Genomic DNA, 14,007 nt, shown 5'->3' with positions numbered 1-14,007 from the left:
CTCAGAACGACCAGACGAGCGGGACGATGATGATTGCCGTCAGCAACCACCACGCCATCACGACCAGGCCGAGTTTCCAGTAGTCGCCGAACCGGTAGCCCGCCGGGCTCATGATCATCATGTTCGCGGGCGTGGAGATCGGGGTCAGCAGCGAAGCGGCACCGGCGACCGCGATCAGCATCAGTACCGGCTTGACGTTGGTCCCGGTGCCTTCGGCCGCCGCGACCGCGATCGGCGCCACGATCAGCACGGTCGCGGTATTGCTGACCATCTGACCCAGCGCGGCCGTGACCACGAAGAGCGCCAGCAGCAGCAAGTACGGACGGCCCGACCCGACCGCGTCGATGATCAGGTCGGCGATCCGGTCCGCGCCGCCACTGGACTGGATCGCGCCGGACAACGGGATCAGCGCACCGATCAGGACGACGATCTGCCAGGAGATCGCCCGGTAGGCCTGCGCCGGACCGACCACCCGGGTCAACACCATCGCCGTCGCCGCCAGCAGACCAGCCATCGCCGGCGGTACCGCGCCGGTCGCCAGCAGCACGACCATCGCCGCGAGGATCGCGACCGCGATCGATGCCTTCGGCCCCCACGGCACCGCCTGCCGCCGGACCAGCTCGGGCGAGTCGACGAGCAGGATGTCCCGGTCCCGGCTGAGCTCGTCGAGGGTCTCCCACGGCCCGTGCACGAGGAGCGCGTCGCCCTCGGCGAGTTGCGTGTGCCGATTGCCCCGGTCCTTGCCCATCCGCTGGACGGCGATGATCACCAGGTCGTGCCCGCGGTGCATCCCCGGGAACACCGTCTCGCCGACGAGTGCCGACCGCGGCGGGATCACTGCCTCGACCACGCCCGAATCCCGAGTCAGCAGATCTTCGACCGGTGTCATGCTGACCGCGAGCAGGTTGTCGACAACCAGACTGCTGATCTTGTCCGACGGCCCTGTCACCACCAGCACGTCCCCGGCGTCGATCGCCGCGTCCGTCCGGTTGTGGCCCTGCCCGTCCTGTACGCCGACGATCGCCACCCCGGGGTACGGCGTGAGGTCGAGCTCGCGCACGCTCTGCCCGAGGAACGGCGACAGGTCGCGTACCTGCAGGCGGTAGAAGCCGTCCTGCAGCGCGTAGTGAACGTCGAGTGTCTCGGCATGTACGGCGAGGTCGGCGGCCGGATGCGCCGGCCGCGTGACCGGCAGCAGTTTGGGGCCGAGCAGCACCGAGATCGCGATCGTGCCGATCACCAACGGCACGCCGACGACCGCGAAGGCGAAGAACGGGAACGGACCCGCGCCGGCATCGCTCGCGGCCTCCGACACGATGATGTTCACCGGTGTTCCGGTCAGCATCAGCAACGAGCCGGCGCTGCCCGCGAACGTGAGCGGCATCAGCATCTGCGACGGCGGCTGCCCGATCCGGATCGCCAGCATGACCACCAGCGGGAGGAGTGCCGCGACGGCCCCGTTCAGCGTGATCAGGGCGGACAGCACCGCGCACAGTGCGGTCACGGCGATCAACAGGCGGGTCCGCGTGGTTCCGGCGTACCGGACGATGGTCTGGCCGGCCCACGCGGTCACGCCGGTCGAGTCGACCCCCTCGCTCACCACGAACAGCGTGGCGATGAAGATCACCACCGGGTCGCCGAAGCCCGCGAGGACGTCGGTGAAGCCCAGCACGCCCGTCGCCCACAAGGCCAGGGCGACGAGCACCGCGACGACATCGACGGGCAGCCGGTTCCAGACGAACAGGACGACGGCCAGCCCGAGGATGATCAGGCTGAGTGTGCCGTCATCCATCGCCGGGGCCTACCCGAGGTGAACCGGAGCGGACGGACCCCAGGGAATCCCGATCAGGTACCAGGCGATGTAGAACAGCGTCCACGCGACCAGCACGATCCCGGTGTACGGCAGCATCATCGACACCACCGTGCCCATCCCGGCCTTCTTCCGGTACCGCTGGCAGACCAGCACGATGAACGGCAGGTACACCATCAGCGGCGTGATCACGTTCGCCGGACCGTCCCCGACGCGGTACGCCGCGATCACGGTCTGCGGCGCGATCCCGAGCCGGTAGAACAACGGGATGAAGATCGGCGCCAGGATCGCCCACTTCGGGATCACACCGGGCATGATCAGGTCGATGATGAAGACCAGCAGGATGAAGCCGATCAGCAACGGCAACGCCCCGATGTCCGCACGCTCGAGCAGATCGGCCAGCCCGGTCGCGGCCAGCGTCGACATGTTCGTGTAGTTGAAGTAGGCAATGAACTGCGCGATCAGCAGCATCAGGAAGATCAGTCCGCCGAGGCCGTTGAACGTCTTCACGATCGCGTTGATCACGTTCGTACTGCCGGTCAGCGACTTCGCGCCCTTGCCGTAGCCGAGGCCGGCGGCCAGGAACAGCATCGAGATGATGAAGAGCAGGCTGCTCATGAACGGCGAGGACCCGAAGATCTCGCCGGTGTCCGGGTTGCGCAGCGGGGCGTTCGGGATGAACGTCAGTGCCGACACGATCGCGACCGCGACGAGCAGGTAGTAGACCGACCAGCGCAGCCCGCGGGACTCCAGCTTCATCTCCTCCTCGCTGGGCTTGTGGTCGACCGGCGCGTCGTCCGGGGCCTCGGACGGGTCGTACTTGCCGAGCCGCGGCTCGAGGAGGCGCTCGGTGATCACCGTCATCACCGCGGCGCAGAACAGCGTCGCGGCGATGCTGAAGTAGAAGTTGTGCGTGACGTTCAGGTGGGTGTCGGGCGAGACCAGTTTGATCGTCTCGTTGGTGACCTCGGTGATGATGCCGTCGGCCGGAGTGATCAGCACGTTCACGAAGAACGCCGCGCTGACCCCGGCGTACGCCGCCGCGATGCCGGCCAGCGGATGTCGCCCGAGGGAGGCGAACGCCGCCGCGCCGAGTGGTATCAGGACCAGATAGCCCGCATCTGACGCGACGCTCGAGATACCGCCGAGCAGCACGATGATGAACGTGATCGCCCCCTTGGGCGCCACTTTCACCATCTTCCGGATGAGCGCGGCGATCAGCCCCGCTTCCTCGGCCACGCCGACCCCGATCATCGCGACCAGGATCACCGCGACCACGCCGAAGTCGTTGAAGTTCTGCACGGCCGTGGTGAAGATGAACCGGATACCGTCGCCGGTCAGCAGACTCTCGGCGGTGATGGTCTCGTGCTTGACCGTGTAGTCCGGGATCGCCGGCGCGGGTGGCGCGTCGTTGCCGGCGACACTGGAGCCGCCTTCGTACTCGGGTGCGACCTGGACCGTGGCCGGCTCCGCGACCTCGGTGGTGACGCTCGTCCCGGCCCAGGACAGGATCTGGGACAGCACGATGACGATCACGATCAGCGCGAGGAAGATCAGCGCCGGGTGCGGGACTTTGTTGCCGACCCGCTCGATCCCGTCGAGGACGCGTTGCATCCCGCCCTTCTTGACGGGCTGCTCGTCCGGGACGACCGACTTGGCGTTCATGCCGCGCCGCCCGTCGGCCGGGCGAACCTGAGCGCGAACTCGATCAGCAGCTTGGTGCCGAAGCCGGTCGCGCCCTTGTTCCGCCACGTTCGCGGCGCCGGGAGTTGCGCCGTACCGGCGATGTCGACGTGGGCCCAGGGTTTGCCGTCGATGAATTCCTCGAGGAACAGGGCGGCGGTGATCGAGCCGGCGTTGACGCCGCCCATGTTGGTGAGGTCGGCGATCGTCGAGTCGAGCTGGGACCGGTACGACCGGTGCAGCGGCAACTCCCATACGGGCTCGTCCACCGAGTCACCCGCCCGCCGCAGTTGCTCGACCACACCGGAGTTGTTGCCCATCACACCCGCTATCTCGACCCCGAACGTCCGCAGGCACGCGCCGGTCAGTGTCGCGATGTCGACGATCGCGTCGACCGGTTCCTCGGTCGCCAGCGCCAGCGCGTCGGCCATTACCAGCCGGCCTTCGGCGTCGGTGTTGAGGACCTCGACCGTGGTGCCGTTGCGCATCGTCAGTACGTCGCCGAGCTTCATCGCCGACCCGGACGGCATGTTGTCGGTACACATCAGGTAGCCGGTCACGGCCGCCGTACAACCGAGGTCGCGCAGCGCCGTCATCGATGCGAGTACGGCGGCCGCGCCGGTCATGTCGTTCTTCATCTGTGCGTGCGACTCGTCGCTCGGCTTGAGGCTGATACCGCCCGAGTCGTACATGACGCCCTTGCCGATCAAGGCGATCCGGCCCGTCGGATCGGCGGGCTGGTAGCGCAGCCGGACCATCCGGGGCGGCTCGACGCTGCCCCGGTTCACGCCGAGGATCCCGCCGCAGCCCATCGCGATCAGCTGCTCCTTGTCGAAGATCTCGACCTCCAGGCCCGCGGCGCCGCCGACCTCGGCCGCGACCTCGGCCATCCGTACGGCGGACAGCGTCGTCGCCGGGCAGTTCGCCAGGTCCCGGCCGAGACTGCAGGCCGCCGCGACGATCCGGCCGCGTTCGACGCCGGCCTCGGCCGCGGCGGTGTCGTCGTCAGAGGCAACGATCAGCAGCGATTCCAGCGTCGGTTGCTCGGCGTCGCGGCCGACGAAGTACCGCCAGCGTGCCAGCAGCACACCTTCGGTCACGGCCTGCGCGAAGTCCGCCACCGAGACGCCGAAGTCTTCGGACGCGACCTCGACCGCGAGCTTCTTGTGCCATGGAACGGCGCGCGCGAACTCCGCGGCCAGATCACGGACCAGCGTGGCGTCGGCCTCGCCGCGGTCGCCGATCCCGACCGCGACCCGGACGGGACCGTCGGCTCGCGGCAGAACCAGCGTTTGACCGCGTTTGCCGGTGAAACCGGCGGACTCCAGCCCGGCCAGGTCGGTCCCCAGCTCCTCCGGGGGTTCGACACCAGCTGACGACATGGGGACCGGTACGGCGAGCGCGTCCGCCTCGTCCGCGGCCTGCTTGAGCGGGACGACAGCGACCCGAACCTGGTACCGGGTCGAAGGAATCGGATCGAAGTCGCGTGGGATCGTGTTCACGAAACCTCCTCGGCCGGACCGGGATCAGCTCTGCAGCGCCTCGACGAGTTCTTCCTCGCGCTCCTTGGTCAGGTTCGTCTGGATGATCGTCGGGCTGAACGGCTTGAGCGCGTCGACGACGCGATCGACGGTGGCCGACCGGGCCAGCAGGAACACGGCGGCGTGGCCGTCCTGCAGCTCCTGGCCGACCTTCTTGATCAGGTCGTCGTTGATGCCGACGTCGGTGAGCTTGCCCGCGACTGCTCCGGAGGCCGCACCGACGGCGAAGCCGGCCAGCGGGTTCAGGAAGATGAGTCCGATCAGCGTTCCCCACAGCGCGCCGCTCGCGGCGCCGGCCCCGGTCAGGTTGACGGACTGGTGGATGCGGACCTTGCCCTTGGCGTCCTTGTAGGCGTACGCCGCGTCTTCCCGCTGCAGCAGCTGCTGTTTCGCCAGATCGTCGGTCAGCGCGACGACGCGCTCGGCGTCCTCACGACTGTCCAGACCGAGAACCACCAGATGGGTCATGCGAACTCCTCGATGGCAGGCGCGTCCCTGTGCCGCGCTGGACGGCCTCATCCCATCAACCGGGCCCGCCGCCGACCTCCACCGATTAGGGTGAACCCCGCTCATGGCGGGCCAGGAACGCGGACAGCGGGCCGGGCAGCTCGGCCGGGCGGTCGCCCCAGTCGTAGACGATGACGGTGCCCGCGATCAGGTCGTGCAGGGCCCGATGCTCGCGCTGGAACACGACCGGGACGAAGCCCAGTCCGAGCGGTATGACGCTGATCGGGAAGCCGATGACCCAGCGCAGGGCCTGCCCCGGGTGGATCGCGCCGCCGTCGGTGCGGATGACCCGGAGGCCGACGATGCCCTGGCCCGGTGTCCGGCCGGCGACCGCGAGGAACCCGAACGCGTAGCCGAACGCGAACACCGCCAGTGCGATCGTTGCCGGGAGCGCATGTCGTACCTCGACGCCCCAGAACGAGGTGGTCAGCAGGTTGACGCCGGCCAGGCCGATCGTGAACGTGGTCGCGATGATCAGGATGTCGAGTGTGGTCGCGATCGCGCGACTGACGGCACCGGCGTACTCACCGGTCACTGTTCGGGATCTCGGCGCGGGTTCCCGGCGCAGCAGGCGGGTGACGCCACGGTTGAGGATGGCGTCCAGGCCGGCCAGTTGCCGCCGAACCAGGTCGACGAGTGAGCCTGCCAGCCGGGTCTGGCTCTCGACCACGATCTGCGGCACACCGGACCGGCGGACCAGGCTCTCGACGTCGACCCGCTCGAGCAGACGGCCCAGGTCGACGCGTTCGAGCAACCGTTCGACATCCACCCGGTCCATCAAGCGCTCGACATCGATCCGGTCGATCAGGGCATCGAGGTCGACGCGGCTCAGCACCCGGTTGATGTCGACGCGGTCGAGCAAGGCGTCGAGGTCGATATGGGACAGCACCACGTCCGGTTGAACCGTTTCGATGACCCGGCCGGTGACCTTGCCGGCGAACCGCCCCAGGACCCCGCCGGGACGGGCATTCACCCGCTCCGGGTGATCCACGGCTACAACAACCCGACGGAACGAGCGGTCCGCAACGCCGCGGATCTCTTGTCCACGCCGAGCTTGCGGTAGAGCGAGATCAGGTGGGTCTTGACAGTGTTCTCGGTGATGAACAGGGCCTGGGCGACTTCGGCGTACGAACTGCCCAGCGCGAGCTGGTCCAGTACCTCGGCCTCGCGGGCGGTCAGCCGGATCCGTGCGCCGTTCACGACCGCGTCGAGGCGGCGCGGCGGCGGAGTGTTCGCGTCCGGCCTCGTCCGTCCCAGCGGGGTCATCCCGCCGGCCTGGCTCCATCCGGCCTGGTAGTCGGACAGCTTCTCCAGCGCGGCCGCCGCGAACGGGTGCGGGTTCGGACCGGTGACGTGTCTGCGGAGGCGGTCCAGGAAGGCGGGCTCGTCGCCGGCCGAGGTGAGTACGTGCAGCATGCGTTGCGGCGTGACGCGGTTCAGGGTGTCGACCAGCGCGGCCTCGGCGGCCGGGTCGTCGCCGGTCCGGTCCAGCAGAACCGTCCGGAACGAGGCGGCGGCCGACGCCAGCGGCGGGTAGATGTCGGGGTGCTCGAGACCTGCCTCGATCAGCTTCAAGGCGGTCGGGACGTCCTCCTGGATCATCGACGTCATCGCCCGGATCAGCTCGGCCTCGGTCGCGTTGCCCGTGCGCTCGAGCACCGTGAGTTGCGCGTCGACCGTGATCTTGTCGCCCAGCAAGGTCGCCAGCCAGGACCGCAGCAACGCCAGGTCCCGCGAGAGGTACGTCGGCAACGGGCCTGCGGCAACCGGGTCACTGGTGAGCTCGGTGAGCGCCTCCGCCAGCCGACCTCGCTCGACCAACAGCACCGCTCGCAGCATCGCACGCAGCCCCGCGACCACGGTGTCGGATCCGGCCACGTCGGCATCCGCGACCTGTTGGAGGTAGCCGCACGCGGTGTCCAGCTCCAGCTCGCTGACCGCCGCGAATCCCAGCACGACCTGCGCACGTACGGCGTACTCCGGCGGAAGGCCGCGCTCTCCCCCGGCGTCGACGGCCGCCTGCGCCGATTGGGCCGCGCTCTGGACCTGGCCGCGGACGTGCTGCACGACCGCCCGGTGCGCGAGACCGCCGGCGATCAGCTGGTGATGCCCCGCCATCCGCGCGGTCACGAGCGCCTCGTCCAGATGGCTGAGCGCCGCGTCCAGCTCGTCCGCCCAGGTCTCCGCGGCCGCGAGCTCGATCAGCAACCACGCCAACCGCTCAGGACCGAGTACGGCGCGCGTCAACAGCGACCTGGCCCGCTCGATCGCCGCGTGCACGTCATGCCAGCCGTAGCGCGACTCCCACAACCGCAGCAGTACGGCGTCCGCCAGCGCGTCCGGCGCCGATTCGCTCGCGACCTCGTCCGCCAACGCCGCATCCTGTACGGCGCCCGCGACGTCGCCGGTGACTCGGCGCAGCAGCCCTCGGACTCCGAACAGCTGCGGATGCTGGTCGACGTACCCGGCTGGGAGCGCGTCGAACGCGGCCTCGACCAGCTCGGCCTCGCCCGCGGCAAGGAGTGCCGGCCCGTGGCCGAAGAGGATCCGCTCGACCAGCTCGACGTCGTCGGCGTCCAACGCGCTGCGCAACGCCGCTTCGCTGGCGCCGTGGCTCTCGTAGTACAGCGCCGAGCGGTGGTGCGCGGTGACGACGAACTGCCGGTCCTTGGCGCTCGTCGCGATCCGCCGTCGTAGCAGCTCGACCAGGAGCGGGTGGTAGCGGTAGAGAGGGTTACTCGCCGACTCGTCGGCGTACGCCGTCACCAGGAGACCGCTACCGGCCAGGTCCTCGAGCATCGAGCCGGCCTCGCTGTCACCGCTCAGCACAGCTGCCAGCTGACCCGTCAGCGAAGTGGTCGCGAAGGTGCTCAGGAGCATCGCCAGGACCCGCTCGTCGAGCGTGTTCAGCGTCTCGCCGAGCAGCAGGTCGAGCACCGGCCGCTGGTTGGCGAGCGGCCACACGACATCACCGGACGCCTGCAGCGTGCGGGCGGCGAGTACGAGCGCAGCGGCCCAGCCGGCCGTCTTCTCCTGGACCAGCGAGATATCGTCCGCGGTCGCGTTCCCGGCATGTGCCTGCACGAGCTCGGTTGCCTCGGCGTCGTTGAAGCGCAGGTCCCGCGAGCGCAACGTCAGCGCCATCCCTCTGATCTCGAGCTCGGAGATCGGCAGCGGCAAGTCGTAGCGGGTGGCGAGCAACAGCCGGAGCGCGTGCGGCGCCTCCTGCAGGACGCGGGCCAACGCGGCGACCGTTGACGCCGGCAACAAATGGGCGTCGTCGACGACGATCGGGTCCAGCAGCTGCGAATCCTCGGCGCCGGCAACCCGCTCGAGGAATCCCTGTAGCGAGCCGGGCGCCTGCCCGGGTACCCAGACCACCGGCTCCCCTGCGCGTCGCCGGCGCGTCACCCAGTCCGAGAGCAGGACCGTCTTGCCGGTGCCGGCCGGTGCGATCACCATGGTCAGCGGCGAACCGACGCCCAGATCAAGGGCCGAATGCAACCGCTCGCGGGTGACAAGTGTGAGCGGCGGTCGCGGAGTCTTACCGTCCGCCGACTGCCGGAACGCATCGCGCTCTCGATCGAGCCCCGGGCTCGTCACGCGCGTCACCCCTCCCCTGGGCGGGCGTGCTCTGTCCGAAATCCTTGGAACCCAACTCCTCGTACGTGCCTCGAAAATCGAGACTAACCGGTTCGTGCCGATTGTGGCAGGGGTCGACACACCCTCGTTCGCCGGTGGGGAGCCGCGGCGACGCTCAGTCGCGGCGACGGATCCGCGGCACCTTGGCCCCGATCCAGACCGCGACCACGACGAGCAGACCGATACCGATCAACCAGCCCCACAGACCCTCGGAGACCGGTCCGAGCCGCCCGAGGCCGAATCCGCCCGGGTCGTTCGCCTGCTGCAGGGCAACGATGTAGGCGATGATCGCGCGCTTGTCCTCGGGGAGCATCACGCTGTCGGAGAAGACCGGCATCTCCTGCGGGCCGGTGAGCATCGCCTGGTACATGTTGCGCGGCGTCGTCCCCATCAATGACGGCGCGTAGCGGCCGTTCGGGAGCGCGCCGCCGCGGCCGGCGAAGTTGTGGCAGGCGGTGCAGTTCGTCCGGAAGAGCTCGCCGCCGCGGACGATATCCGCCTGCGTCACCTTGCTCACGTCGTACTCGTCGGACGACGGGATCGCCGGCCCGGGGGCGAGCGAGGCGACGTACGCCGCCAGCTGGGCGATCTCTTCCTCGGTGTAGACGGGCGGCTTCTGCGGGATCTGCGCCTTGGTCTGGGCAGCGGGCATCCGTCCGGTGCTGACCTGGAAATCGACCGCGGCCGCGCCGACGCCGATCAGCGAAGGTCCGGCGATCCGGCCGCTACCGTTGGTGCCGCCCTCGGCGTGCAGGCCGTGACAGCTCGTGCAGCCGACCGCGAACAGCCGCCGGCCGGCCTCGATCTGGTCGGACTGGGGACCGTCCGCACCCGTCGCGCTGCGCGGCACCAGCACTGTGTACGCGAGACCGACCGTGACCAGCGCAGCGCCGATCACCAGTGTCTTCGCGAACCTCCGTCGACGCACCGGACCAGCAGACCCTGGTAGCACGCGCATTGTGATCCCCCGATTCGGGTGAGCTTCAGCGAGAGTCGCGTTTCGCCTGCCGGCGGGCGCCCATCGCCCGCGTCGAGGCGTCCTTCTTCAGACCGCCGGTGGTCTTCTTCGCCGTCCGCGGCCGGCTGACCGCTTCCGACTTGGAGCCATCGGTCGCACGCACGGCAGGTGCGGCGGCCTTGGCCGCCCGCGCCGCTTCGAGCCGCTCGGTGCGCAGCTGCATCGAGGCACGGTTGGCAACGACGGAGACTTCACGACTGACCTTCGCCAGTACCGACTCGAACAACTCGGCCTTGTCACGGTCCCGCTGGTTACGCGGATACGACATCCCGCGGCCGCCGACGCCCGCCACTGCTGCGCTGGCGCCACGCCGGTAGTTCTTCACGTACTTCGTGCGTGCGCGCCGGATACGCTGGTGGAGGTCCAGCAGTTCGTCTTCGTCCAGGCCCTTCAACGCGTCCCGCTCGGTCTCCGCGACGAGCAGACGCTCGGCCTCTGTCAACGAGTTCAGCAAGCCTTGGTTCATTGGATTCTCCTTAGCCGCTCTCGCAGAGTACGGACATTTGTACAAGACCGACAAGCCGCCACACGCGCATTGTGATCGACATGAGTGAGAACTCCGTCAAGCAGTCGCAGGGACTGCATGTGGTCCACAGCGGCCGGCCGGAAGCGGCTCCGCTGCTGCTGATCCACGGTTCCGGGGCGTCCGGCGCCTGCTGGGCGCCGATGGTTCCGGCTCTTGCCGAACGCCACCATGTCGTGACGATCGACCTGCCCGGTCTGGGTCATTCGGCCCCGGTGACGTCGTACGACATCCCTGCACAGGCAGCGCGGGTGGCAGCGATGATCGACGCGCTCGAACTCGGGCCGCTCACCGTCGTCGGGCATTCCAGCGGTGGGTACGTCGCTACCTCGCTCGCGGAGCAGCGGCCCGAACTGGTGAAGTCCATGGTTCTGCTCAGCACCGGCCCGCGACTCGAGGCGCTCCGCCCGCAACGGGCGATCATCCGCGCGTTGTCCGGCCCGCCGCTCGGTCGCCTCATCTGGGCGCTGCGTTCGGACAAGCTCATCCGCAAGGGCATCAGCGCAGTCTGTGCCGTCGAGGTGGATATCCCGGACGAGTTGGTCGCCGACCTGCGTGGTCTGCCGTACCGCGACTTCGTCGACGTACTGCGCTGCAACGGCGAATACATCACCGAGCGCGGCGTGCCCGAGCGGCTCGCCAAGCTCGACGTACCGCTGCTGGTCGTCTTCGGCGCCGCCGATCCGCGCTGGGATCCGGCGTCGGCCAAGGAGTACGCCGTCGTACCGGGCGCGCGGATCGAGATGCTGCCCGGGATCGGGCACGTGACTCCCCTCGAAGCTCCTGAACGCGCGGCGAGGCTCGTACTGGAGTTCACGGCCTAGCATCAAATACATGCGCTTGACCGTGTCGCCACCTGACTGGACGCAGGTGGAGATCGCCGTACCACGCTCCCCGGGCAAACTGCCCGGGGTGAGCATGGCCGGGTTCCGGCACCGGGCGCCGGCGTTCGTGGACATCGCGATGGTGGCGCATCCGTCGGTCACGTTGATCGTCGATCTGAGCGAAGACGAGGGCATCGTCTACGGCGCACACGGCCGGTCCGAGAAGGGCAGCGCCTTCGTCGGGCTGCTCCCCGGCGAGGTGCACGCCGCCGGGACGCTGGGCGAGTGCCTGCAGGTCCGGTTGTCGCCGGTGGCGGCGGCTCGCGCGTTCGGTTCATCGGCAGAGCTCACGGGAACGGTCGCGTCGTTCGCGGACGTGTGGGGCCGCGGAGCCGGGCATTTCCAGGACAGGTTGCGAGGTGCCGCTTCCTGGGACGAGCGGTTCGCCATTGTCGTGGAGGTCCTCGGCCGGCGATTGGATGCGTCGGTCGATGCGGAGGTCGCGCACACCTGGCAGCGGACCTTCGCCAGCCGGGGGCGTCTGCGCGTCGACGGCCTGGCGAGCGAGGTCGGCTGGAGCCGCAAACGGCTCTGGGCACGCTTCCGCTCCCAGCTCGGCATCACCCCAAAGCGAGCAGCCCAACTGGTCCGCTTCGACCACGCCGCCCACCTCCTGGCAGCGGGCCGAGCGGTAGCCGCGGTCGCTGCCGAGAGCGGGTACGTCGACCAGTCCCACCTCCACCGTGAGGTCACCGCCTTCGCCGGTACGACGCCGGCCGTGGTCGCCGCTGCTCCGTGGCTGGCGATCGACGACATCGCCTGGCCTTCGACACCGAGGAAGTAGTCCCGTCCGGCGGCTACTGTCGGGGGCATGGACCAACTCGTGGTGGATGCGCCGATCGTTGCTGTCACTGTCTATCCGGGTCGCGCACGAGTGACGCGCCGCGGACAGATCACCGTGCCCGCCGGGGATCAGACCGTGTACGTCGAACCCCTGCCACTGTCCCTCGAAGAGGACTCGGTCCGCGTCGCCGGCCGTGGACCCGCGACCGTCCTCGGCGTGGACGTCGCGATCCAGCATCACCCGCAGGCGCCGGACGAGACCGTCGCCGCGTTGGAGCAGGCACGACTCGATGCCCAGGACGAGGTCACGCAGCTCATCGACGCCGATCACGTCCAGGAGCAGCTCGACACGTTCCTCGCGCAGTTGGCCCGGCGCGCCGGCAACAGCTTTGCGCGAACGCTGGCGTCCGGCGAGGCAGGGGCCGAGTTGGGCGGGTTCACCGAGTCGCTCACCGACCGGTTGTCCGCCGTACGGGCGACGCGTCGCGAGCTCGCCGCGCAACGTCGCGAAGCCGAGAAGCGCCTTGCTGCCGCGGACCGTCGGCTGGCCGCGATCGTGCAGCAGCGCACACCCGACCGCCGCGCCGCTGCGATCGCGCTCGCGTTGGAGACCGAGGCCGAGGTGGAGATCGAGCTCTCGTACGTCGTACCCGCCGCCAACTGGACCAGCTCGTACGACGTCCGTCTGACCGGCGACCGCCTGACGCTGAGCTGGTACGGCCTGATCACGCAGCACAGCGACGAGGACTGGCCGGAGTGCGACCTGACCCTGTCGACCGCACGGCCGACCGTCACCGCGAAGGTGCCCGAGCTCGACCCGTGGTACCTCGACCGCTTCCACCCGCCGATGCCGATGGCGGCCCCTGGCGCGCCCGTCTCACTCGGAATGCAAGTGGCCGGCGGGGCTGAGCGCCTGAAGTCCCGACGGGCGTCCGCGGGCTTGATCCAGGAGCAGGCAGCCTTCGAGGCCGTCGAGGCGACCGTCGAGCAGGGCATGACCGCCGCGAGCTACACCCCGCCCCGGCCCGTCGCCGTACCCGCGGACGGAGCGACACACCGCGCGACGATCGCCTCCATCGACCTCGACGCCGAGCTCGACTACATCACGGCACCAGTGCGATCGACCGACGTACATCTGCGCGCCACCGTGGTGAACTCGTCCGCCCACACGCTGCCCGCCGGCAAGGCATCCGTCTTCCACGAGGCGGAGTTCGTCGGGTCGGCCGCGCTGCCGCTGTGGGCACCTGGTGAGGATGTCGAGCTCGCACTAGGCCTGGACGACCGCATCCGCGTCGAACGCAAGCTGGTACGCCGGGAAGCGAGCAAGGCGACGCTGGGATCAACGCGCCGGCGTCAGGTCGAGTACGAGACGAAGGTGGAGAACCACACCCCGCGCAACGCCCGGATCACGGTCCTCGACCAGTTGCCGGTGGCACGCGACCACGAGATCACCGTCAAGCCGCTCAGCGCCGAACCCGAGCCGGCCGAGACCACCGACCTCGGCGTCATCACCTGGAAACTCGACCTGGCCGCCGGCAAGGAGACCACGATCAAACTCGCGTTCCGCGTCGACAGCGCCAAGTCCGTCGACCTCACCGGCTGGCGCGAGTAGCCGC

The 14,007-nt window shown here is 69.2% G+C and carries 11 protein-coding genes; 3 read left to right on the top strand and 8 right to left on the bottom strand.

The window, feature by feature from the left end; all coding sequences use genetic code 11:
- Position 1 precedes the first annotated feature (1 nt).
- From ACFWUU_RS11345 to ACFWUU_RS11310, 8 genes are all read right to left on the bottom strand, one after another.
- Positions 2 to 1,792 (bottom strand): SLC13 family permease, encoded by a 1,791-nt coding sequence (locus tag ACFWUU_RS11345; RefSeq protein WP_380174800.1) that lies wholly within the window; start codon positions 1,790 to 1,792, stop codon positions 2 to 4.
- 9 nt (positions 1,793 to 1,801) lie between these two features.
- Positions 1,802 to 3,475, bottom strand: coding sequence for an AbgT family transporter (locus ACFWUU_RS11340; RefSeq protein ID WP_137257248.1), 1,674 nt, complete (start codon positions 3,473 to 3,475; stop codon positions 1,802 to 1,804).
- A complete protein-coding gene (locus ACFWUU_RS11335; RefSeq protein ID WP_380174798.1) occupies positions 3,472 to 4,995 on the bottom strand; it encodes a leucyl aminopeptidase family protein in 1,524 nt (507 codons plus the stop codon). The genes ACFWUU_RS11340 and ACFWUU_RS11335 overlap by 4 nt, the downstream gene beginning before the upstream one ends.
- Before the next feature lie 24 nt (positions 4,996 to 5,019).
- Entirely contained in the window at positions 5,020 to 5,502 is a 483-nt protein-coding gene (locus ACFWUU_RS11330; protein ID WP_137257249.1) for a DUF1269 domain-containing protein, read from the bottom strand.
- 85 nt (positions 5,503 to 5,587) lie between these two features.
- Positions 5,588 to 6,514 carry an RDD family protein gene (locus ACFWUU_RS11325; protein ID WP_380174796.1) on the bottom strand — a complete coding sequence of 309 codons (927 nt, stop codon included), beginning with the start codon at positions 6,512 to 6,514 and terminating at the stop codon, positions 5,588 to 5,590.
- A 20-nt stretch (positions 6,515 to 6,534) separates the two neighbouring features.
- Positions 6,535 to 9,144 carry a LuxR C-terminal-related transcriptional regulator gene (locus ACFWUU_RS11320; protein WP_380174794.1) on the bottom strand — a complete coding sequence of 870 codons (2,610 nt, stop codon included), beginning with the start codon at positions 9,142 to 9,144 and terminating at the stop codon, positions 6,535 to 6,537.
- A gap of 154 nt (positions 9,145 to 9,298) precedes the next feature.
- Positions 9,299 to 10,141: a c-type cytochrome gene (locus ACFWUU_RS11315; protein WP_380174793.1), complete on the bottom strand. Its 843-nt coding sequence runs from the start codon at positions 10,139 to 10,141 to the stop codon at positions 9,299 to 9,301.
- A 25-nt stretch (positions 10,142 to 10,166) separates the two neighbouring features.
- Complete coding sequence (locus ACFWUU_RS11310; RefSeq protein ID WP_137257253.1) at positions 10,167 to 10,667, bottom strand: hypothetical protein; 501 nt, start codon at positions 10,665 to 10,667, stop codon at positions 10,167 to 10,169.
- A gap of 80 nt (positions 10,668 to 10,747) precedes the next feature.
- Between ACFWUU_RS11310 and ACFWUU_RS11305 the strand changes: the two genes are divergently transcribed.
- The 3 genes from ACFWUU_RS11305 to ACFWUU_RS11295 are packed head-to-tail and all read left to right on the top strand — an operon-like array spanning position 10,748 to position 14,003.
- Positions 10,748 to 11,548: an alpha/beta fold hydrolase gene (locus ACFWUU_RS11305; protein ID WP_380174791.1), complete on the top strand. Its 801-nt coding sequence runs from the start codon at positions 10,748 to 10,750 to the stop codon at positions 11,546 to 11,548.
- A 10-nt stretch (positions 11,549 to 11,558) separates the two neighbouring features.
- Positions 11,559 to 12,392 (top strand): helix-turn-helix domain-containing protein, encoded by an 834-nt coding sequence (locus ACFWUU_RS11300; RefSeq protein ID WP_380174789.1) that lies wholly within the window; start codon positions 11,559 to 11,561, stop codon positions 12,390 to 12,392.
- A gap of 27 nt (positions 12,393 to 12,419) precedes the next feature.
- Complete coding sequence (locus ACFWUU_RS11295) at positions 12,420 to 14,003, top strand: DUF4139 domain-containing protein (protein ID WP_380174787.1); 1,584 nt, start codon at positions 12,420 to 12,422, stop codon at positions 14,001 to 14,003.
- The last annotated feature ends 4 nt before the right edge of the window (positions 14,004 to 14,007 follow it).

It is taken from the genome of Kribbella sp. NPDC058693 (assembly GCF_042715335.1).
In the GTDB taxonomy this organism is placed as follows: domain Bacteria; phylum Actinomycetota; class Actinomycetes; order Propionibacteriales; family Kribbellaceae; genus Kribbella; species Kribbella jiaozuonensis.
This window is presented reverse-complemented; position numbering and strand designations above follow the sequence as displayed.

Excerpts from the sequence above, each read along its gene's own strand:
- ACFWUU_RS11340 (WP_137257248.1), bottom strand. The coding sequence starts at position 3,475 with ATGAACGCCAAGTCGGTCGTCCCGGACGAGCAGCCCGTCAAGAAGGGC.
- ACFWUU_RS11295 (WP_380174787.1), top strand. The coding sequence starts at position 12,420 with ATGGACCAACTCGTGGTGGATGCGCCGATCGTTGCTGTCACTGTCTAT.
- ACFWUU_RS11310 (WP_137257253.1), bottom strand. The coding sequence starts at position 10,667 with ATGAACCAAGGCTTGCTGAACTCGTTGACAGAGGCCGAGCGTCTGCTC.
- ACFWUU_RS11330 (WP_137257249.1), bottom strand. The coding sequence starts at position 5,502 with ATGACCCATCTGGTGGTTCTCGGTCTGGACAGTCGTGAGGACGCCGAG.
- ACFWUU_RS11300 (WP_380174789.1), top strand. The coding sequence starts at position 11,559 with ATGCGCTTGACCGTGTCGCCACCTGACTGGACGCAGGTGGAGATCGCC.
- ACFWUU_RS11345 (WP_380174800.1), bottom strand. The coding sequence starts at position 1,792 with ATGGATGACGGCACACTCAGCCTGATCATCCTCGGGCTGGCCGTCGTC.
- ACFWUU_RS11305 (WP_380174791.1), top strand. The coding sequence starts at position 10,748 with ATGAGTGAGAACTCCGTCAAGCAGTCGCAGGGACTGCATGTGGTCCAC.
- ACFWUU_RS11315 (WP_380174793.1), bottom strand. The coding sequence starts at position 10,141 with ATGCGCGTGCTACCAGGGTCTGCTGGTCCGGTGCGTCGACGGAGGTTC.